Raw genomic sequence first — 21,560 nt, 5'->3', positions numbered from 1 at the left:
GGCACGGTGAAAATTACCTTAACAAGAGAATTTGTTTTTGATGCGGCTCAGGCTTTAGAAGTTTTTCCTGAGGGACATAAGTGTAGGCAACTCCATGGTCATACTTTTCGCGTACAGATATCTGTAACAGGTGAAGTTGATCCTCAAACGGGTTTGCTTTATGATCACGCCATTATTGCAAAAAAAATGAAACCCATTTTGACTTTGGTTGATCATCGCTATTTAAATGAAGTTGAGGGTCTAGAAAACCCTACATTAGAAGTTCTGGTTCATTGGTTTTGGGTGAGGTTGGAGCCAAAATTGCCAGGACTGAGTGAAATTGTCATCTATGAAACCCCTACTGCATGGTGCAGCTATCAAGGAGATTAAGCGCCCCCCCTCTAAGAGGAGGGGCCAGACTTAATCAGGAACTAACAACCAACTAATATACTAATCTAATGAAAAATCAGGGTATTCGGAAAGCTTGCCCAGTGTTTGCATCAAAAACAATTTGACCGGGTGATTTTCCGCCTAAACTCATGGTGAATTCTGACCAAGGAGACTTTATGTTTCCTCCTGCCAATATGTGGCCATAGGGTGCGGAAGTTTTAGGGCCTTGACTAAAAACTATTTTCTCTTCTATGACAACTGGCGTTGCATAGCTTATTCGTCTAGGAGAAACACAATCATTTGAACGAGTGCGATAGGAAGTATGAGGTTTATAGCTTGGATAATAAGTGGATTGTCCAGAAGAAATAGCGTTACCAGCAGCCCCCCCTACTGCAGAACCCACCAGTGAGCCTATCCACCAACCATCTTCTCCACCAACAGCCTGCCCTACTGCAGCGCCTGTGGCAGCTCCAGCGATAAGGCTAAGTATGGTGTTGGTAGGTTGGCCGGTGCCATTTTGGCCAAAAATTGATGATTGAGCATATGATAATTGTCCAGAGCATAACAGGACGCCGCTTACAAGGATAATACATAATGATTTCATCAAATAATATGACGGTTGTCATAAAAAGTTGATTCAGATAAAAGTAAAAAATGTGTGCTAGGACTCTGGATCCTGCGAATAGCCAAGCAATAAGTGTGGAGACATTTATGGAGCGAGCTTTATATGAAGCTGGGAGTGGTTATTACACGTCAGGGCTGCGTTCTATTGGGCCACGTGGAGATTTTTCGACATCTGCAAGTTTGGGATTAGGTCTTGGCAGCTCTATCTCCCAATGGCTTCTTGAAAGTAAACAAAAACTAGAATGGAAAGGTCTATGGCATGTCATAGAAATAGGTGGTGGAGGAGGGCACTTAGCACTTGAGGTTTTAAAGTCAATGGGTTGGTGGGAAAGACGCAAAGTTCACTATCAGATTGTGGAAATTTCGCAGACTTTAAAAGATCAGCAGCAGAAGCTGCTGAAGGATTACTGTGTGTCTTGGCCTGGCGATATGACCCAGGCTCTAAAGAGAGCGAATGGAAGGGCTTTGTTGTTTTCAAACGAACTTGTGGATGCTTTTCCTTGCCGTTTATTTGAATGGAGTGGTGATATGTGGAAAGAAATCTTTTTATATAAGTTGGACGAAAGTTGGAAAGAAGTTCCAAGACCTTTAGATTTAGATAGTCTCAACAGTTCAGTTTTAGATGCTCAATTAGATTATCCCAGAGGACAGAGAGTAGAAGTTCATGAGAGTTATGGTAATTGGCTTAAATCATGGAATCATAAACTTATTCAGGGTAAGATATTGACAATTGATTACGGGGATGAGGTGGAGCATTTGTATTATAGGAAACCATATGGTTCTTTACGCGGGTACTTTCATCATCAATTAGTAGAGGGTAGCCATATTTATCTGCGAATGGGCAAACAAGACCTGACAGCAGATGTTAATTTTACCGACTTGATGGATTGGGGTGAGTCACTTGAGTTGAATACAGAGGCCTTTCAAACGCAGTTAAATTTTATGAATCATTATTCCCCCAATGTGCTAAGTAAGGATGGCTCGTTTGAATTTGCAAATGCCTTTAAAGTTCTTATTCAGAGCAAATAATCTAGATAGATGATCGCGAGATTTACGTGTCCACTTGCCAGCCTGTTCCTAAGTATTGGCGAAGAGCCCATCGCACATATAGACCAGAGATCCATTTGTCACATGTGACTGCAATTATCAAAACAATACTAGCTTGACAGAGATTAGTTAAAATGACCCTGGGCTACCAATTTTGAGTTTTAGGAAGAGCACTGGCTGGCCAGAATTTTTCAATAGCAAACATGATTATTAAATTAGAAGCATGAGGAATATTGTTGTCTTTAGTTAAGAATACGGATTGCTATTGTATTCTTAAAATTGATAATATTATAAGTAATATTGAAGGGGTCGATATTTGATAGGGAGCCAATATTAAGTGGAGCCGGAAATGGGATTTGAACCCACGACCTACTAATTACGAATCAGTTGCTCTACCTCTGAGCTATTCCGGCTAATGAATCCTAATGAATTTAACTCTGGATATAGACGGCTGTCACGAGGTTATTTCATACGGTAGAGAGCAGCCTCTGGGAGGAGTGGAAGGAGTGCGTCCGTGGAGCAGAAATCGACCGGAATCATCAACATACTCGCCATAATCTTCAGTGGCAATAGCAGCGCAGGTGTATGTATTGGCTAGATCATAGAAATGAAGAAGGCCTCTTTGTCCTGGGGGACACTTCTCTCCATTTTTAGGATTAATGATTTGCACCTGCATCCAAGGCGGTGAATCAAATACCTCGTTTGTTGCTAGGGCATAACATTGAGAAGATAATTCTGTCATCCCATATTCGTAATGAATTTGGTCTTTTTGAAGATCAAGTGTTTGAGCAAGTAGTGTTTGCATTTCAAAACGCGAGATTTCCCGAACGCGTCCTTTACTTCCTCCTGTTTCAAAAAGAAACGAATCTTTGTGCAGTGAGAGATTGGGACGATTCTTGCTTAAATAATCGCATACTTGCACGAGTGCGAAAGAGGTAGCGAACAAAGCGATTGGAGTCTGCTTTTGTATAGCGTCGAGAATAGAGCCAAGGAATATACTATAATCAATTTCGAATGAGGCATTACAGCAATAAGTCATTTTAGGGGGTTGATAAGCTTTTGCTAAATACGAAATCATATGAGATAGAGAGGACTGAGGTAATTCGGAAGATGAGGGAATTAGAGAAATCCAATCGGCTTTTTGATTTTTTGGGAGGTTTTTATCAAAGTTCATTTTTAGGGATAAATGATAAAAGTTGGTAGAGATAAGGTGTTGTTTTCCTCTTTGTTCTTCTGATGTTCCACTAGTTAAGAAGATTTGTTCAAAAGGGGATTCAGGTAGGCATGAGACGACTTTCTGACGAAATGTGCGGACTGGTAGAGCAGGGAATTCGTGCCATTCGAGTTTGGATTTTAAATCAATACCTGATAACCTACAATAGTCCTGGTAAACAGGATTATTTTTAACCTGCCATGATAAAAGCTCTCGAGTATAATAACAAAAATCATCTTCTGTAAGACTGTAGGAGATGCTTTCACGCCATTTTTTTTGTAATTCTTGAAACATTTGAGAATAGGTCGAAAAGAGTATATAACTGCTAATGAAAGAAAAGAATATCGTAAGTTAAATCTGGAATTCTGTGGCTTTATGAATTGGAATGTAAAAATTAAAGAGGTGTTGCCACTCATTAAAAAAGAAGAGGATTCCCCTATTTTAATTTCAGAGGGCATGCGTTTAGAAGGCAAGTTGGCTTTTAATCATTCGGGTCATTTTGCTGCAAGGCTAGTAGGAAATGTAAAGTCTAAGCACCATATCGTATTTGATAAATGTTCTAAAGTAGAGGGTGAGATTCGAGTGGGGTCTTGTGAAATTCTTGGGCATTGCATAGGAAAGGTTAGTGCGACAGGTGATGTCACTATTAAGCCTAGTGCTAAGGTTCGGGGTGTTTGTCGAGCAAAATCGGTGGTTGTGCCCAAAGGTGCAGAAGTAGAAGTAGATTTTGATATCGGTCCTCAATCCTCAATGGCTAGATGGGTTAAGCAGACGACCCCTGATTTTATAAAGAAGTAAATTAATTGTCATAAGTTCATGCAAAGAAAAGGTCCTGAAAAGCACGAGATTTCCTGTCCTTCCTGTGGACATAAACAGATGGAGTATGTGGAGGCGAAGTCTACATTTTGTCAAAATTGTGGAGTTCGAATTAGCCTGGAAGAAAGTCATAGAGGTCCTAGGGAGCGCAAGAGGAAAGTAGCTTCGCGTCGCGTCAACTGTTTGCATTGCCAAAGTGATTTACGTATTCCTTTAAGTGCCATGTCATGGCAATGTAATCATTGTTCAGCTTACCTGGATATGACCGATCATGTGATAGAGAGGGAGCAATCTGCTAAGTCAGGAATGATTCAGACCTACGGGGATGTTCACATTAAGCCAGGTGGGTTTTTTAATGGTAAAAAAATTGAAGCCGCTAATATTTTGGTAGAAGGAAAATGTCGAGCCAATATTAAAGTATATGAGACGCTAGTGATTGGTGGAAAGGCCTTTGTACAGGGAGACATTGATGGTCCTTCAATTCAAGTGAAACCAAAAGCCTCGTTACGTATCTCTAAGAATTTAAGGGTGGATTGTTGTGTCGTTTCTGGGCAGCTCGCTGCACAGAAGGTTACAGTCCAGCAGGCACTTGAGGTAACTGAAACAGGCTCACTGACTGCGGATCTAATTCAATTTGGGGAACTAAGTGTTAAAACAGGTGGGATATTAAAAGGAAAAGGAATAGCCTTGAAGCATCAGGATGAGTCTGCTGATGAGCTTGAGGTTTAATGCTTTGCTAGTTTTGTGTAAGTAGTTTATCGTAAGTATATTAAGAATTCTGTGGAGATGCCGATATATTGAATGACAGGATAGATATCTCAAGGTTATCTCAGCACTTGGGTCTAGTTAGTAGCTACTTCTTGAGTTTGATGTAAGCGAATACCAGATAAAAAAGAGGGACGTTCTTGGGGCTCTGGCACTGTCCCTGCTATAACTTAGTATGGAGGGAGGCGTGATGTTATATGCAGAATGTCGCAATCGATTAAAGGCTGAAGACTTTGCTTTTATTCAAAAAGCCTTGTCTGAAAGTGAGGAAGAAAACAGTGTCCTATTGGATTTGTTTAAGGATGAGGAATCTCGTGACTCGTTATTAGATCACCGCTTAGTTTATGAAAGGCTCATTGATGAGTGTAAATGCCTGCAAGTTTCCTCAGAGTTGTATTTTTACGTTTTGACCAGATGGATGCTTAAACGAGTAGGTATTGATGATAGATTATTTGCTGATTACATCGCTTCTGTATTGGTGAGCTTTAGTCAAGGCGCCAATAACAAAAAAATAAAGCGAACCGATCCAAGTATGGGATATCACAGGCCATATATTTCTGATATGCTAGCTTTGATTCAAGAAGCGGGTTCTGATGAGGCTTTTCTTATAAGGTCCCATATAGCAGATTACTCCCTATTTATCAGTGGCATCTTTGCAGATCGAGTGAAAGCCTACCAGGAAAGGCGCGGAGGGCCTGATATAGGGTTTTACGAGGGAATGGGTAGAGCCAATTACCATTGTGCTTCTAGTCATCGCCTAGCCAAGGATTCAGATCTTGAGGAAGTGTTTGGTAGGTTATCAGAACAGTTTCACGAAGTAAGATGCGCACTCAATCATCTTGCGGATAATCATCTTCATTTTGAAGGGCCTGACCAAGATTTACTGATCATTTCTAGTTGATGACATTACTGGCAGAAATACAAGAGGTAATGGAAAGGACCTATGATGCCACTGGAATCAACCTGGAGGACTGTCTTATTAGTTCTGTGCGTAGTCGTGAGTTGGCCAAAGCTGCTGAGCTGGATTCTAGTGACTATTGGGATTGGGCTTATACATTCTTGAGAGAAAGCAAGGGCAGGCTGTATGTAGCTATATACTATGCTCCAGAGCTTGTCTCAAAGCTTGAAAGGGAAGATCCTAGAGAATGTTTATCGAGCCGTAATGTCAGAGAACTTATTGCTTTCCTGGAAGAAATCACTCATGGAATTCATGCGGCTCTATGGTATCAGCAAGGAAAATTAAGCGTTGAGTCGGAGACGTCTGCCTGTAATTTAGAAGTTCAAGCAAAGGTGGATGTTTACCTCTTGTTGCTCAGGTTCTGTTTGTTACTAGCAGGAAGTATAGATACTAATCAAGTGGCATGGATCAAAGAGCGGCTCTTTGAGGATGAGAATTTTAATTATGAAGATGACAGGCTGATACGCAGATATCGGGCTGCTAATTGGCTTGCAAAACGCTTTGTCAATCAACTTGAGAAGATTCATGGTGATAGCAGGATCACCCTGATTAGAGATTTTCAAAAAGCTATGCTATGGGATAAGTGGAAACTGGTCCAAGCCATAGAAGCATCAGACTCTGATGTTGCCTTGAGTGCCTAGAATAGACCTTTAAGCAGCTTTAACTACCAAGCTTGTATAAGCTGTATGATTTGCTATACTAATATTGGGGATGTATAAAGTTAGCTTACATTTATTGGCTCTATGGAGCTGGAGTAATTTTGTGTTTGCTCAAATAGAAACTTCGCTGATAGCTCAAAGGCAGACTTTCATTCAGTACGAAGAGGCTAAATTTATTGTCAAGGTTCGCAATATTTCCAACGAATCTTTGCTCTTAACGAATAATAGTAGTCGAAAAACCTCTTGGCTTAGCTTTCGTGTGAAATCGGTAAATCACAATACCACTATCATAAAAAATCGTGAATTAGCCGTAGGTGCACTTCGGATACCTCCATCGCAATCCAAAGAAGTAGAGATTAATATTTCGCCTTATTACGCCATCCACGAAACAGGCCAGTATACCATACAAGCAGTTGTTGAGCTGCCCGGGCGGGGCGCATATATCACGGACCCGTTGGTCTTTAATGTTGGCAAGGGCAGCGTGATGTGGAGTGCAAAACGTTTAGATGAAGGAACAGAAAAACATTATTCTTTGATTCGCTTCCTTGAAAGAGATCGTGCGTATCTCTATATACGAGTGGAAGAGCCTAAAGTAAATGTAGTACATGCGACGAAAAGGCTTGGAACAATTGTTTCTTACACAGACCCACAAATTGCTTTTGACCCAGATCTGACATTGCATGTCCTACATACAGTAGGCGCGACTACATATCGTTATACAATGATTGATGTTGACGGTGCGATTCTATACCAAGAAGATAGGATGATTACTCGAACTGTACCTAAGATGGCAAAAACACCGCAGGGCTTGGTTCGCTTAGTCGGTGGCGGCAAAGTAGGTGGAGAAGAGGATGTAGAGTTGTTATCCTCAGGGCAAAGAATTACTGGACTTAATCAGGACGATGAAGATATCCCTATGGCATTGCCTGTAAATTGATTTGCTATGTTAAACATCACTTTCTATTAAGACTCCGCTATGATTTGCCTAAATAATTGCAATAAGTTTGATTTTAAATGCATCTAACAGATGCTAACTTATATTATGAATGAAGGGATTATTTAAATGAAATTAAAAGACTTTATATTCGGCTTTTCTACTCTGCTATTAGCTTTAGCTCTCTTTTTCTTCCTCTCGAAGCAGAGTGCTTCAGAGGATCGAGCAGCAGAGCAGATAATAACCCAAAATAATCTCCACAATGGGATCGAAACAGAGGAAAGTTCTATTCCAGAGGAAGAAGGAGTGAGCGCCTATGCTGTGGCAGCGATAAGACAGGGCTTTCTAGAGGAAAGTTTACAGCCTAATCCATCTTATAAAGAAAGTTCTGAAGAAATTACTGGGGAGCAAATTGTAAAATTCCACGACGACGGCGCCTATAGGAAATTTTTGGAATCCGCCGAGGAGAAAGGTTTCGAAATAATTTCTAAAATTCCCGCTCTCGACTCCATTCGAGTGCGTGGAGATGCAGATTCCCTCGAGGATTTACTGGAAGACAAAGGAAGTCTCAGCCCAAATTTGTTTGTGAGTATACCTAGCGACCCGGTCAATAAGTTAAGTGATCATACCCAAGAGCTCCTCTCTATAGGACCCTACCTGTATCTTTGGCTAGGTCTTGAAGAAATAAACAACGAATGGGGTAGTGGCGTAACAGTAGCAGTTTTAGATAATGGAATTGAGGAGCACGCAGCGTTAGAAGGTGTAGTTGTCGACACCTTGGATATGACCTCTGAATTTGGCGGGCAACAAGTGGGTAGTGCTATGACTAATATCGAGGCCAAAAGTGATGGCACTTCGGCTCATGGAACGGCTGTAGCCTCATTGATAGGGGGTCTTTTAGGTGGTTACAAGGGATTGGCACCTTCTTCGAAAATTATAGATGTTCGTGTGCTTGATGAATTTGGAGTTGGAGACAGTTTCACAGTTGCCAGTGGGTTAGTTGAAGCTGTTGATTCTGGAGCTCAAATCATCAATATGAGTTTAGGATCCTACGGGCAAAGCCAGATACTTAAAGAAGCAGTAGCTTATGCCAACGCCAAAGAAGTAGTTGTTGTGGGTGCCTCAGGTAATGAAGGTTATGATCGCCTGGTTTATCCAGCACGCTTTGAGTCTGTCTTGTCGGTAGGAGCAGTAGATGGTAACAGTCGTTATGCCTATTTTTCAAATGGGGGAGAGGGGTTAGATGTAGTGGCGCCAGGAGTTGGACTGCAAGCTGCTTGGTTTGAGGACGGCTGGATATCTTTTAGCGGCACTTCTGCTTCAGCAGCAGTGGTATCTGGATTAGTGGCGGCGGTTGCTTCTCTGGAGGGCTCCAATGTCTTGGCTGCTCAAGAACTTGTTATGAATTACCTAGATGAAGCAGGTCAGCCTGGTGTAGATCCCATGTATGGATCTGGGATTATTAATATGAACCGCATATTACAGCGTGAGGAACGAGGTCTATTGGATATTGCCATTTCTTCGCATTATTACATTCCTGCTGGGGCTGATTCCAACCCTTACCCCAAGGTGCAGTCCGTTGTGCAAAATCGTGGTACGGAGAATCTCTTTAACATCAATCATGCTATTAAACTTGATGGAGTGCCCATGAATTTCACTATCCCTCAACTTCAAGTTGGTGAAATTGCTGTGCATGAACAAGAAATTATAAAGAACATGAACTATGGAGGGGCTGTTCAGATTACTTCTCAAGTAAGTTTGTTTCAGAAAGATGATATTGAGCCTCGCAACAACTCAATGACCTCTACTTTACAGAAAAGGGTAGAATAAATTTTGATAAGATTTACAAGCCCTCAATTTATTCTCAGCTTGATTTATTGTAACGGGGCTGTCTCCTCATTTACTGGAATAGCTTGATGAATGATCTCGCTTGTAACAGGGATAGCTGGTCGGATTTTCGTTGGATATGAAGGATTAGGAATGCTCGTTTCTTCAATGCCAGTAAGGTCGAGTTCAAGTTGAGCTTTTTCTAGTATTTCGTCTTCGTGATTGATCACAGTAGGTTGGATGAGAATGATCAACTCGTCTCTATCCTTGTCGATTGTTGTAGTCTTAAAAAGATAGCCAAGTAAGGGTATGTCTTTAAGAAGTGGTACTCCAGATTCATTTCGGGTAGGACTTTCTCTAATGAGTCCACCAATCATAACTGTTGAGCGGTCAGGTACAGTAACCTCTGTATTAATAGACTGGTCTTCAAAGATAGGTACACCCTGAGTGGAACCTACTGTGGTTCTGCCGCTTAATTGGTTATTGGACTGGCTCACGTTAAGGACTACTTCATCATCTGCATTGATATAGGGTAAGATTTCTAGTTCTAAAACGGCGTCCTCAAATTCAATGTTTGTCTGAAAATTGTCTGTGTCTGTAGTATTAGTCAATGTAGACGTAGGTACGGGCTCACGAGTGCCAGATGTAATTCTGGCTGTTTTATTGTTGCGTGTCATAATTGCAGGTCTAGCGAGCACTTGAAACCTATCAGATGAAGAGAGAGCGTTGACATAGGCTTCAATAGTACCTCCAATAGCTGTATAAATATTGAGCCCACTAGCTGCGTTAGCCACTACATTAGGTATATTGTCAAACCCATCTAGGTCAGGCCACGCACCGGCACCATCGCCTCTAGCTCCAGTGTTTATAGATGGACCTAGTCCATTACTTCCTGTGCCACCCAAAAACTCGGAGAAAATATCGATGCCGAATCTAAGTTCACTTTCCAAGGAGAGAGTGCCAATGATTGTATTTAGAAAAATCTGTCTAGGACGTTGATCTAGTTGTTCTAATAGATCTTTAGATCGTTCGATGCTCTCGGGAGGGCCCATGATCATGATCGAATTAGTGCGGTTATCGGCAATGAGTTTTGTTTTCCCTACGATAATGGCCTCCGGCACTTCTGCTCTTTCCGAAGCAGAAACTGATGCTCCTTCAGATGAACTATTTTGATTGTTAGAACTGCCGCCACTGGGGCGTTGATTCTGGCTATTGGAAGGACGGTTACCAGTTCCAGTGCCTCCAGCACTATCAGGTTCTTCTAATATATCTGCGAGGACGCCAATGATGTCAGAGGCGATCACATACTTTAGAGGCATTACTGTGGGTTTTGAGTGGCTGCTTTCTGAGTCAAGCTGTTTAATTAAATCTTCGATGTAGGCGAAATTTCTAGGTCTTGTTGAAACAAGAATACGGTTTGTCCGAGTGTCAGGAATTAGTTTAGTTTCTTCTCCTATGGAAGTAGGAGATGGTCCGGAACTGCTTGGTGCCGTGGGCGCTCTGTTAGGAGTTGGAGGAGTTCGAGATGGGTTGGTGGTTCTACTTGCAGTGGGACGGCTGTTCGAACCACTTTGTTCGAACAGCTGTGATAAAATCTCTGTAACAGATTCTGCATCTGCTCGCTCGAGTTTTACAAACTTATTCTCCATTTTAGCCGGAGGCACATCGATGAGCTCTTTTATCTCTATTATCTTATTTAGAAAGTTAGCCTTACTTGTAATGATAAGGGCTTGAGCGTCAGGAACGGGAGTGATCAAAGTAATATTAGGGTCGGCGCCTTGGATGTTACTTTGAATAATTTGTTGAGCAGCGTCTGGTGCAATATAATTGAGGGGCATGTAGTAGTTAACAGGTTGATCTGAGCTCGGTATCTTTTTAGGGTCTTTAATCATGGGTACCCCTTCAGCTCTTGGTGGACGAACTAGCACTTTTACCGTCTTCTCATCATAGGGAACGATCGCGACGTTATGGAGAAGCAGAGTTGTTTCGATGAGCTCAATGGCTTCTTCTTTGGTGGGAGGATTGTTGGGGTTAGTGACTAGTCTAATAGAGTTACCGCTACCACTACCTAAAACTTGAGGCTCAATGATGAGGTTTTTACCGGAAAGTTTCTCATATTCCATAAGAACCACTTCCACGTCAGCATTAACAAAATTTAGAGGGTGTGTGTCAGCTGACCCGCCAGATGAGTAAAATAATATACTGATAAACAGCAAGAAATTAAAAATTTTTGTTTTTGGATGCATAAATTAAATCTATTGGTTCGTGGTGGGCCTTCTAATAGGGGCTGGCTTCCTTATAATACGTGGTCTACGAACTGCGCTATTGTTTGTTGATGTCGTTGGAGTAGTGGGTCTTCTAATGGTGTTAGGGACTTGAATATCGGGCCGATTTGTTGTGGAAGGTCTTCTTATTCCCCCTGGAGAAATGGGCCTCAAAGGCTTTTTAAGGGCTTGCTCATCATATTTTACAGTGTACTTGCGACCTTGAATTTCAACTTCAGCTGATAATTCTTTGAAACTTTCGGCATAATTAAAGGCGAGAAGCTTGTTGCCTTCTTGAGGACCATCATTTGAGATAATGACCCATTCTATTCCTTTTGCTTTAGCATCTTTTACGCGGGGGCGAACATAGAGCCTTAGGTCATTCTGTTCTTCGCTGCCAGTCCAAGCTTCAAGGACGTATTGAGCAGGTGCCGAGAATTTGTCAGCATCAGGGCTCGAATTTCTAGTGAAAGGAGACTCTTTCCATAGAATTTCGTAATCATCAATAGGCTGCTCTGTGGGCAGTCTGAAAGGCTCAGGCTCTGGTGTTATTAAGTCGGGTTCTTCAGGAAGTGTTTGTCTGACTACCTCTTGCGCGTCGATGACGTTCTCAGCTTCGTCCGCAAGCAAGGATCCTGGACTAAAACAAAAGAAATAAAGGAGGACTAAAGCAGGTGCAGGCGCGGTTCGCAACCATTGCTTCAAACTCTTTTTTTGATGTGCAGAAGTCGCAATCATAAAGATGCATGCTTAATCGATGGCTAGTTGGTAAATATTTTAAAAAATATTAAATTTTTAACTATTCCGAATCCTCATTATCTAATACCCCAGATGGCTTAAACCATTGGGCGACAGTTACTTTTATTTTTAGTTTATCGGGATCTGCCGTACTATTCAAAGAAAAATGTTTAAAAAGTCGGAATTCGGAGGGACTGTAAATGGAATGGGCCCATTTTGTGATTTTTTCCATAGAACCTGTTGCTTCTAGGTCGATAGAGATTTCGTCATAGATGCTGTTAGGAATAGTCTTACCAAGACTATTTTTTTCTATGGTTAGTTCGTGTTCTTTTGCCCTATCAGTAGCTAATTTCAAAAGTTCGCTGGTTGCAACGCCTGAATCAATCTCCATGGTAGGCTGATGGCTTTGGATCCAATCTCGCTTGGCAGTTGCTTCATCTCGTTGCTTCATCCACATTTCAGCTTCTCGCCGATGTAGCTCAAGGTTTTTCCGGTCTTCTATGATTTGCGATCTAGTCATGGCCATTTTTTCCCAAAGCATATAATTGCCAAGGAGCAGCAGGATTCCTCCGAACATAATGATGAGACGTTTTTCTCTATTCTTTAGCTGGGGCATTTGGGTGTGTGGTACTTTGTGAGAAAGACCAAGTATTGTTTTTATTTTGTGAGGGTTGTTTCCCTGTCCAATTATATCCGGGGAAAAAAGTATCGCCGTCTATTTTTGCAATATAACTTGATGCGAGACCACTATTTTTAGCCTCACCTTTAATAAAGGTTTCGTAGTAACTACTTTGCTTAAATTCTGTGATACGGACACCTTCCTTTGGCAGTGCATCTGTAATCGTCTTTAGCACGTAAAGTGGATGTAGGTTTTTGTCTACAACTGGTTGCAAGTCATCCCACAAGTTAAGGGACTGCTGAACTTCTTGAATGATCGGCCGGCTCTTCGCAACAGAAGCTTTGGCCTGATCAATTTCCCTCTTTTCAACAAAGAGGTAACTTCCAAATCCTAGGGTTGCCAAAAGATATAAACCGCCTAACAAGATACCCAAATTGCGATATTGTGCAAAGCGCTTGCTTACTGCTTGTTTAATGCGCACAGCTGCAGGTGTAAGGTTAAAGGACTGTTTAGGTGGGACAGGAGTAGGTCTAGGAGCTTCCTCAATAGGAAGGCTTAAGCTATTCTCGATAACTAATTTTTCATGAGGGCTTATGGGAGACCAAAAGGTGATGCCAATAGTTTCTGGCGCGATATTATCGGTGAGAAGTTGGAAAGTGATGCAACGCAACTCAGTGGCAAAGTCAGCATCGAGTGTTTGAACCGATAGGGCTTGGGAATAAACGACCTGATTATCGTTTGTAAGAACGGCTATATAACGGTTGAATTCCCTCCAGATGGTCCATCTATTCTTGGGAAAGGGGAAATAGTTAATAGCAGTATCAAATTTACTGAATTCTGGGAGAGCCCATTGCTCTGGAAAAGAAGAATCGAGTGAAGTAGTTAGAGTTAAAGTTCGGGACTGATCTTGTAACAGAGATCGAAAACTATAGATGGGAACTTCATCTGGGTTGCTGAAGACTCCTCGATTCTCTAGCTGTAAATGAACCATATCCCCGACAAGCTCCTGATCTTGAGTAAGGATCCATAAATCAACTGTATTTAGGAACTGTTGTGGGATAACAAAAGCAGGACGATTCACGAGACTTAGCTCGCTCAGATTAGCATGGGATGCGATTTTTTGAGCTGTCTGACCAGAAAAACGCCATAGTTCCCATTGATCCATGTAAGGTATCAAAAGGTCATTCGCTTTTGTGGCTTGTTTAGAACTTTTATTTATTCGATTTGCCATTTTATAAACTGACTATTAGAGCTGCCCCTCGTGCGGCTAGGATTCGATCCAGGCGATGCATTATTACTTTGCCCCTGACCTCCTCCTTGCATAATTACAGTAATTTTCCTTTCATAGAAAGAAAAGCCTTCATCTGAGTCGAGAGCGCTAATTTTTCCTGTGCTAACAATTCTTTTGACACTTCCATCTAAAGTAATGAGTTGTCCAACTCGCTCTCGCTCATCTGCTCTTGAGAGCCCGAGTGAATTCATGGCATCTTCAATGTCTTCAAAATCATAGTCATCATCTGTCTTAGGGATTCCATCGTTTCCATCTCTAATGATGATGAAAGACTCTGCGTCAGAAATGTTAATACTTAGGAAACTTGAAATGGTTTCTGCATTAGCCTCGGATATATCAAGCTGCCCACTGCCATAGACTGTAAAAAAATCAGGCCAGTTCGGTTGGTATTCATTCAAAACTCCTATGCCCATGACGTGTTGCATCTCATCAACTGTTTGGAATAATAAATTGCGTGGTGTTCGTCGCAATCCAGCGTTTATATACTCATCGGCTTCTGCTCCATTTAATCGAGTTAAATCACCTTCATCAATCCAATCTAGCAGTTTATCGATTAGTTCGTCTATCTCCGAACTGCTCATGCCCCATTCGCTAAAAATTCCTCTCAGCTTTTGAGGGCCCTGTTTGTTGTTAGCCTCTTTGAGGAGCTCGTTGATATTTAATTTGCTTTCCTCGGTTGTTCTGAGGACATCGAAGGATTCTATGTTATTAATTTCTTGTTTCAGTAGAGGGTCATCATCCTCAATATCCGGGTGAAGACCAAAAGCAAGGCCCATTTCGGCTAATTGTAAGGCGCGAAAGTTTTTCTCTTTAGCACTTTCGATATCGATGTCGACACTGACTTGTTGCATGAGCTCAATGGATAGAAACGTGAGAAAGGCCATCGCCCATAGAACTAAGATTAAGAAGGACCCCTTTTTGCTTCCTAGCTTGCTACGATATTCTCTAAATAATTTAAATGCTGTTATCATCTTGATACGAAAGTTCAAGTGCTTGAAATAGGTTTAAGAATCTTCCTCTCTCACTTCATCGTCATCATCATCATCCTCATTTTCTGATGATTCGTTTTCTGGGGTATCATTAATTGATTGTTCTCGTTGTGGGGTAATAGGTGGTAACCAAAATACATTAGATGTTGGGATTTTAGACTTAGAGTCCTCGAAAGTGACGAAGGTCAGTTCTACTAATGTAGGGCGGCTGTTGAAAGTGCGCCATTCATCGCGCCATTGTTGGCTTCTTGCATCAAAGTAGCGCCACTGCACATTATCTATAATTTCCGGCAGAAGTGGCAACCATTTTTCCTCTTCCTCATCGCTTTGCACTTCATCACTTGGTAGGACAATATTAATGCCTAAATCAACTCCGCCACCAAGGCGAGCTCTCGTTGTAAATTGGAGTTCTTCAGCTAACTCGCTGCGCTCTCCGATTAGTAAATTTTCGGGAGGAGTGGTGATCCTAAGAGCTGCGGTATCTCGGCCGTCTATTTTTTCAATGGTCCCTTGTATTCTGGAGGTGGGGGGTAAGTTTAAGAGAGTGGAACGGCATAGTTCAACATAGCCATGTAATTGTGCAGAACGAGACCTTAGGCTGTGAATTTCGGGTGTTGAACCTGCAATGGTATAAATGATTGAGTAGACAGCAGGGATGATCATCATCATGACGGCAAGTGCTAAGCAGACTTCTACTAGAGTGAGTCCTTTCCTGCGCCCTTTTGAGAGCTGTTTCCTTTTCTTTTGCATAATCATTGCTGGTAAAAGTATGTCTCCGCAGAGTACTCTTCATTAGCACTTTGCCAAACCGCCTTAATACGAATGACATAGATACCGTCGATAGTTTCGTTATCCTGGTTTTCAAAGTCCTCTAGGGACTCCACTTTTTTAACATAATAAACCCCATCTTCATCAGGGTCAGTGGTTTCTTCCATTTCCTCTATACGACGTTCTGATTTGATGAGGGCAAGTTGGGATTGGACCTTATCTCTCATGAATGCTTGGCGTGATGTAATATTATGAGCCGAGACTGTGCCGTTGAAGGCCTTGACCGTTCCAATAATGACAAAGCTAAAGAGGATGGTAGCAAGAATCACTTCAACCAAGGCAAAAGCTTTCTTTTTTTTATGGGATCTCTCGTGTCGTTTAATAAGAAATTGCATGTTTTTTACTCTAAGTAATAGGCTTCATCAGAGGGGTTGCCAGTTAGTGGGTCCATAGTCAGCTCTATCCATGATTCATCCTTTGTGAAGCGGATCTGTAGGGGTTCACAGAGGCCAGATGGGTCAAAGGTCCAATACTGCTGGTTCTCTTCATCATTCCGAATTGGAACTCTCCACCTTGAATCCTCCCAGTATTTAAACTCATAGTTTACTCCGTTAGCAAATTGCATGGTTTTTAAGGCACTCTCAGGGCTCTCTTTGTAGACGATTGTTAGGCTTAGAGGATCCAGACGGATTTGGGTTGCTTTAAAGCCTTGGATGGCTTCCAAGTAAGCAGTTCGACTGAGCAATTTAAATTCTCGAGATGTTTTCCTCAATGCTTCGTTCGTCAAATAGTGGCTTAGATTGGGAATAGAAATGCCAACCAACATGATGATAACAAATATAGCAACGAATATCTCAACTAACGTGAAAGCTCTTTTGGAGCTTCTCTTTGCAAGGGAATAACTCTTATTGAATAAATGCGGGAGGCTGAAGGGAGTAGGCTTCACATGATTTGCTAATTATCCCAGTTGCCAATGTCATCCTCAGTATTTTCGATACGATCCGGTCCTTTTGAAAACAAGTCAAACCCTTTAGGGTTCTTCTTCCCCGGGTAACGATATTGGTATTCTATCCCCCATGGGTCTAGAGGTACGCTATCCATAAGCTGGGTCCATCTTCTAGGTGCAGGGCTAGGTCTATTAACCAAGGCATTCAAGCCTTGGGAAGAGCTTGGTGGTTGTAAGTTGCCAGATTCATAAACCCTTATGGCTGCAGCAATATTGCCAATATCTGCGTCAGCACGCGTAATTTTAGCGGCATCTCCCACTCCCGCCATTCGGTTAACAGCAAAGCCTATGAGGACCATGATAATGGCCAATACGATCATGATTTCTACCAAGGTGAAGCCGGCTTTGGAGTGCGTATTTCTTTTGCTTAAGTAAGTGATTAATTTCTTCGAATTCATTTTTAGCTAGTTGTTATTTCTGGTTACTCTGAGTTGTAATCTGGGGAAAGGATTTCAGTTGGACGTATCATTGCCCCACTTGGTTCGCGAAATTTTAGCTCCGGTGGCTCTGCATAACTTAATTCCAGGACGAGGTCTCGAACAGCTACTGGTGTGGCATCTCGAGGGAAGTCTGGATTATTCCAATCAATGATTACGCGATTGGTCCCCTCGACAAGCATGGCAGGATGAATAAGCATAGCCCCTTCTCTCCAGCCAACATATTCAAGCTGATCGTTCCAATTATAGCCCTCATCTGAAAGGCTAGGGACACGTAAGTTAAGAGAGCCCAAGTTGGTGTCATTGAGCCAAACATCTGCTTTGCCAAGAAGGGGAAGCCCGGCAAATTGGGCTTCTAAGCGAGCAATGTTAGGTATTTCCTCCAATTCAAAAACAAATTCAACAATATCTTCTATTCTCTCTGGCAGAGAGATAAGAGGTGCCCTGACAATATCAGCCCAATACTCATCTTCAATTTCCAGAGGGGCATGACCCTCTGACTCATATTTGGTATATGTCTGTCCCTCAGAGTCAATGAGCGCAGTGCGGTCAAATTTTTTAGGAATACTGACTACCTGAGGGCGCAGCCACTGGAATTTCACTTTAATAAGACTGTGCTCTTTTTCACCAGACTGGAAGATAATGTCCCCAAAATTGCTGAGTTCTTCATAGGGTATTAAAAGGATACGCTGGTTAGGCATGCTTATACCTTCAAAAAGATTTTCAGAAAGAGCCCTGACGCTGTAAGGAGAATGCCAATATACTCTCAAAAAGCTTCCCACATTTTCATTGAAATAGACCGTCACAGCCAGATCCAAACCTTTGGTTTCTGATTGAGGCGTGTAGCTAAAAGTTTCTGTCGCAAGGTAACTATTGGGTTGCTGCGCCGTGGTATTTTGAATCCAAATGGGTGAAGCTTTAGGGATTGCAGCGTTTGGATACCAGGTATAGCTAGAGGGATAAGCATTATACGCATGAGCCACAGCAATTGAGAAAAGGCTGGCTAAAAACAAAGAGATGCTAATACTCCTATATTTCATGTAAAACAGTGTAAATACTATCAATGATTACCCTTACAATCAAGAGAGGAATATCGGAGTTTTCATAAGAAAGCTTGGTGTTTTTTATTAAATTTCCGCTGGTTAACGTATGCTAAGCGATTGTACCGTGCTGAAAATGGCGTCGAAAATGGAGAAGGCCACGAGACCAATGATTAAAGCCATGAATACAATGATCACTGGTTGAATAAGTGTGGTCATTTTGATAAGCTTTTCATTGAGGTCTTTTTCGAAGCGATTAGAGATTTTGAGCAATGAGGGTCCAAGATTGCCAGTTTGTTCACCTACGTTAATCATATCAATAATCTCACTGGGAAGGGCTTGATGCTTTTTAGCGGCGTAGCTTAAGCTGCCTCCCTCTTCGACAATGCTTTCTACTGCGTGGAAGCGTTCTTGTAAAAATAAGTTGGGTGTTCCTCGATTGGTCAGCTGTAGTGATTTGAGTAGAGGGATTCCGTTGGCTATGAGAGTTCCCAGGGTGAAAGTGAGCTGAGTATAAACACGCGTTTCTAACACAGGGCCGAATAAGGGAACTTTGAGCTGATTCGTGTGCCACCATTTAAGGCCGGCAGGTTTGGATAAAAATTGCCAAATGCCTAATAAAATCAGAATAAATACTGTAAAGATTGCCCACCAATATTCGATCATGAAATCACTGGTGGTTATTAGTACTCGGGTAGTCATCGGTAGGTCATTACCGGTTTGGGTAAGTAATTCTGTGAGTTGGGGAACAAGGAACGTGACAAAAATGATAATCAGTAGTGCTCCAACGACGATGAGGAAAGCTGGGTATATCAGAGCACTTCGGACTTTGCTAGCAAGGTCCATTTGAGCAGAAAGGTATTGAGCTTGTCTTTGCAAAATCTGAGGCAAAGTCCCCGATAACTCGCCTGCTTCTACCACAGAACAGTAGAGGTCATTAAAACTTTTAGAAGTGGTTTTGAGGGCATGCGAGAAGGATGTTCCCTCGCGGACTTGATTTCTTAGAGCCTCTGTGATCTGAGTGAGCCTGGGGGACCCTTTACGTTTCTCCAAGGTTTTTAGAGCGGGTTCAAGTTGTAGGCCAGCATCGAGGAGATCGGATAAATCTTCCGTGAGAAAAAGCAATTCACGATTTGAGAGTGTTGCCCCGCCGTCGCTAGATTGTCTTAAAATACGCTTGGCGAAGGAAGTGTCTTCTTTTTCGCTTTTAAGAGTGACTGGCTGAAGGCCTTGTTTCATGACAAGGCGGAAAGCTTCTTGTTTAGTTGTAGCTGTGATTGATCCCGATGTTCTAGCTCCACTAGATTTTAGGGCTTCATAAACGAAAATGGGCATAAAACTTCAAACGAGTAGTAGTGAAAATTAATTTAATTTAAGAAGTAGAGGCAAATAGCTTTCTCTTTTCCCTTTCTTCTTCTTCGCTGTCTTCCATGGTAACACGAAGCACTTCTTCGATAGTAGTGAGGCCCTCCTGCACTTTGGCAAAACCTGCTTGCCTTAGGGTATTCATACCTTCATGTAGTGCCATTGCTCTGATTTCTGCAGCAGTCTTGCCCTGCTGCACGAGCTCTTGCACAGCATCTGTCATGCGGCAAATTTCCAGAATAGCAGTACGCCCCTCATAGCCTGTGAATCGGCACTTCTCACAGCCGCTGTGTGACATGGCTTTATCAAATCCAGTAGCAGGAAAACCTATGGAATTCAAGTAATCAGGTGAATAGCTATGGGGCTGCATGCATTCTTGGCACAGTACACGCACCAACCGCTGAGCAATGAAAGCGCGCACAGAAGAACAGACTAGGTAAGGATCAATACCCATATCTATTAATCGGATAATACCACCAACAGCATCGTTAGTATGCAAGGTGGAGAAAACGAGGTGTCCTGTCAGTGCTGCGCGTATAGCGGTTTCTCCAGTCTCAACATCCCGCATCTCTCCCACCATAATGACATTTGGGTCGCCCCGCAAGATAGAGCGCAAGCCAGCCGCGAAGGTTAAGTTGATTTCCGGCTTTACTGCTATTTGAATGACTCCCGGTAGTTTATACTCAACAGGATCTTCGATAGTGACGATTCGACGATCTTTGGTATTGAGACAAGATAGTAAAGTATAAAGAGTAGTGGATTTGCCACTGCCAGTTGGCCCAGTCATAAGGATAATACCATTGGGCATGGCCAAGAGTTCTTTGATAACAGGTTCATCTTCCTTGCTTAGGCCAAGTTGAGTGAGAGTGAACTGTCTTGAGCCAAGCAGACGAAGACTTACAGACTCCCCTGCTACAGAAGGGATTGTAGCAATACGAACATCTATGGCCTGGCCTGCTAGTTCAAGGTTGATACGGCCATCTTGAGGAAGTCGTCTCTCCGCAATGTCGAGATTCGCCATAATTTTAAGACGAGAGATAAGTGTAGCTTTGAGAAGCTTGATTTGTGAAGGGATAGGGACTTCGTGCAGAACAGAGTCGATGCGATAGCGAATCCGTAAGTCATCTTCGAGAGGTTCGATGTGAATATCAGTCGCTCGCTGATCTAGAGCTTCGCGGATGATCTGGTTTACAAAGCGTGCAACAGAAGCTTCAGAGTCATCTTCATCGAGATTGGTAACTTCTTGAGAAACATCCTCAAATCCTGAGAGGCCTCCACCTTCAGCCATGATCTGTTCAAAAGTCTCCGCTCCTATACCGTAGCTATCTTTGAGACACTCGATAATGCGAGTGCGGCGAGCAAGGCCCCAGCGGATCGTTCCGTCAACATGGCGTGCTACAGCCTGGCGTGCCATAAGATTGAAAGGGTCACAAGTTAGCACCGTAATGCTTCCATCATGAGCCTCCAGAGGCAAGAGAGCATTCTTGATAGCTAATTTAACAGGAAAGCGTTCTTGTAATTCTTCTGATAATTCTATTTGTTCTTCGTCCCACCAGGGAAGCGATAAACTGGAAGCAAGCGATGTGAGAAATTCCTTTTCATCAACTAATCCTCCATCAATCAATGAGACTATGGGGGATTGTTGCTGCTGTAAGGCTTGCGCAATTACTTCAGCAGTTCGTTCTTTGTCAGCAGCTCCAGAGTTATGAGCCAATTCTATAATATACTTTTCCAGCATGCTTTAAGTCTGATTAGTAAAAGTAAGATTCAATAATTCATCGAGTCATTCTATATTTCGGACATATTACAATAAGATGCATAAAAAGTCGAG

The 21,560-nt window shown here is 42.3% G+C and carries 22 protein-coding genes and 1 tRNA gene; 8 read left to right on the top strand and 15 right to left on the bottom strand.

The features are described from left to right. Positions 1–6: 6 nt before the first annotated feature. Complete coding sequence (locus AAGA18_02480; protein MEM9444196.1) at positions 7–369, top strand: 6-carboxytetrahydropterin synthase; 363 nt, start codon at positions 7–9, stop codon at positions 367–369. A 76-nt stretch (positions 370–445) separates the two neighbouring features. Here the strand turns inward: AAGA18_02480 and AAGA18_02475 are convergent, their stop codons facing one another. After that, a complete protein-coding gene (locus AAGA18_02475) occupies positions 446–973 on the bottom strand; it encodes a glycine zipper domain-containing protein (GenBank protein MEM9444195.1) in 528 nt (175 codons plus the stop codon). 50 nt (positions 974–1,023) lie between these two features. On the opposite strand from AAGA18_02475, the gene AAGA18_02470 reads away from it, so the two are divergent. Beyond that, on the top strand, positions 1,024–2,022 hold the full coding sequence (locus AAGA18_02470) for an SAM-dependent methyltransferase (protein ID MEM9444194.1): 999 nt from the start codon (positions 1,024–1,026) through the stop codon (positions 2,020–2,022). A 356-nt stretch (positions 2,023–2,378) separates the two neighbouring features. On the opposite strand, the gene AAGA18_02465 is transcribed toward AAGA18_02470, so the two are convergent. Both AAGA18_02465 and AAGA18_02460 read right to left on the bottom strand, forming a co-directional pair. After that, positions 2,379–2,453 (bottom strand) — tRNA-Thr (locus AAGA18_02465). Between the two features lie 41 nt (positions 2,454–2,494). Beyond that, positions 2,495–3,547 (bottom strand): hypothetical protein, encoded by a 1,053-nt coding sequence (locus tag AAGA18_02460; protein ID MEM9444193.1) that lies wholly within the window; start codon positions 3,545–3,547, stop codon positions 2,495–2,497. An 81-nt stretch (positions 3,548–3,628) separates the two neighbouring features. Here AAGA18_02460 and AAGA18_02455 point away from each other — a divergent pair, with 81 nt between their 5' ends. The 6 genes from AAGA18_02455 (at position 3,629) to AAGA18_02430 (ending at position 9,215) form a co-directional block, all read left to right on the top strand. Further along, the gene (locus AAGA18_02455) at positions 3,629–4,051 is read left to right on the top strand and encodes a polymer-forming cytoskeletal protein (protein ID MEM9444192.1); all 423 of its coding nucleotides are present in this window, start codon (positions 3,629–3,631) and stop codon (positions 4,049–4,051) included. A gap of 18 nt (positions 4,052–4,069) precedes the next feature. Beyond that, positions 4,070–4,798 (top strand): polymer-forming cytoskeletal protein, encoded by a 729-nt coding sequence (locus tag AAGA18_02450; GenBank protein ID MEM9444191.1) that lies wholly within the window; start codon positions 4,070–4,072, stop codon positions 4,796–4,798. 223 nt (positions 4,799–5,021) lie between these two features. After that, entirely contained in the window at positions 5,022–5,735 is a 714-nt protein-coding gene (locus AAGA18_02445; GenBank protein MEM9444190.1) for a hypothetical protein, read from the top strand. Further along, the gene (locus tag AAGA18_02440; GenBank protein MEM9444189.1) at positions 5,735–6,433 is read left to right on the top strand and encodes a hypothetical protein; all 699 of its coding nucleotides are present in this window, start codon (positions 5,735–5,737) and stop codon (positions 6,431–6,433) included. The genes AAGA18_02445 and AAGA18_02440 overlap by 1 nt, the downstream gene beginning before the upstream one ends. A gap of 70 nt (positions 6,434–6,503) precedes the next feature. Further along, the gene (locus AAGA18_02435; GenBank protein ID MEM9444188.1) at positions 6,504–7,388 is read left to right on the top strand and encodes a hypothetical protein; all 885 of its coding nucleotides are present in this window, start codon (positions 6,504–6,506) and stop codon (positions 7,386–7,388) included. A gap of 126 nt (positions 7,389–7,514) precedes the next feature. Then, entirely contained in the window at positions 7,515–9,215 is a 1,701-nt protein-coding gene (locus tag AAGA18_02430) for a S8 family serine peptidase (GenBank protein MEM9444187.1), read from the top strand. 44 nt (positions 9,216–9,259) lie between these two features. Here the strand turns inward: AAGA18_02430 and AAGA18_02425 are convergent, their stop codons facing one another. The 12 genes from AAGA18_02425 to AAGA18_02370 all read right to left on the bottom strand — a co-directional run bounded on the left by AAGA18_02425 (position 9,260) and on the right by AAGA18_02370 (position 21,467). After that, positions 9,260–11,458: a secretin N-terminal domain-containing protein gene (locus AAGA18_02425; GenBank protein MEM9444186.1), complete on the bottom strand. Its 2,199-nt coding sequence runs from the start codon at positions 11,456–11,458 to the stop codon at positions 9,260–9,262. Between the two features lie 9 nt (positions 11,459–11,467). Continuing rightward, positions 11,468–12,214: a hypothetical protein gene (locus AAGA18_02420; protein MEM9444185.1), complete on the bottom strand. Its 747-nt coding sequence runs from the start codon at positions 12,212–12,214 to the stop codon at positions 11,468–11,470. A 61-nt stretch (positions 12,215–12,275) separates the two neighbouring features. Then, positions 12,276–12,830 (bottom strand): hypothetical protein, encoded by a 555-nt coding sequence (locus AAGA18_02415; GenBank protein ID MEM9444184.1) that lies wholly within the window; start codon positions 12,828–12,830, stop codon positions 12,276–12,278. Next, positions 12,811–14,064, bottom strand: a complete 1,254-nt coding sequence (locus tag AAGA18_02410) for a hypothetical protein (GenBank protein ID MEM9444183.1) — start codon at positions 14,062–14,064, stop codon at positions 12,811–12,813. The genes AAGA18_02415 and AAGA18_02410 overlap by 20 nt, the downstream gene beginning before the upstream one ends. Further along, entirely contained in the window at positions 14,049–15,095 is a 1,047-nt protein-coding gene (locus AAGA18_02405) for a hypothetical protein (GenBank protein ID MEM9444182.1), read from the bottom strand. Before AAGA18_02405 ends, AAGA18_02410 begins: the two co-directional genes overlap by 16 nt. 33 nt (positions 15,096–15,128) lie before the next feature. Then, on the bottom strand, positions 15,129–15,863 hold the full coding sequence (locus AAGA18_02400) for a hypothetical protein (protein MEM9444181.1): 735 nt from the start codon (positions 15,861–15,863) through the stop codon (positions 15,129–15,131). 2 nt (positions 15,864–15,865) lie between these two features. Further along, a complete protein-coding gene (locus AAGA18_02395; GenBank protein MEM9444180.1) occupies positions 15,866–16,276 on the bottom strand; it encodes a hypothetical protein in 411 nt (136 codons plus the stop codon). Between the two features lie 5 nt (positions 16,277–16,281). Continuing rightward, the gene (locus AAGA18_02390; GenBank protein MEM9444179.1) at positions 16,282–16,707 is read right to left on the bottom strand and encodes a hypothetical protein; all 426 of its coding nucleotides are present in this window, start codon (positions 16,705–16,707) and stop codon (positions 16,282–16,284) included. Between the two features lie 128 nt (positions 16,708–16,835). Next, positions 16,836–17,285 carry a type II secretion system major pseudopilin GspG gene (gspG, locus tag AAGA18_02385; protein ID MEM9444178.1) on the bottom strand — a complete coding sequence of 150 codons (450 nt, stop codon included), beginning with the start codon at positions 17,283–17,285 and terminating at the stop codon, positions 16,836–16,838. 23 nt (positions 17,286–17,308) lie between these two features. Then, positions 17,309–18,364, bottom strand: coding sequence for a hypothetical protein (locus AAGA18_02380; protein MEM9444177.1), 1,056 nt, complete (start codon positions 18,362–18,364; stop codon positions 17,309–17,311). A gap of 102 nt (positions 18,365–18,466) precedes the next feature. Further along, complete coding sequence (locus AAGA18_02375; GenBank protein MEM9444176.1) at positions 18,467–19,699, bottom strand: type II secretion system F family protein; 1,233 nt, start codon at positions 19,697–19,699, stop codon at positions 18,467–18,469. Between the two features lie 37 nt (positions 19,700–19,736). Then, positions 19,737–21,467, bottom strand: coding sequence for a GspE/PulE family protein (locus AAGA18_02370; GenBank protein ID MEM9444175.1), 1,731 nt, complete (start codon positions 21,465–21,467; stop codon positions 19,737–19,739). Between the last annotated feature and the right edge of the window lie 93 nt (positions 21,468–21,560).

The sequence above is a fragment of the Verrucomicrobiota bacterium genome (assembly GCA_039192515.1).
Taxonomy (GTDB): domain Bacteria; phylum Verrucomicrobiota; class Verrucomicrobiia; order Methylacidiphilales; family JBCCWR01; genus JBCCWR01.
Note: the sequence above shows the minus strand (reverse complement) of the source record. Positions and strands in the feature narration are given on the sequence as shown.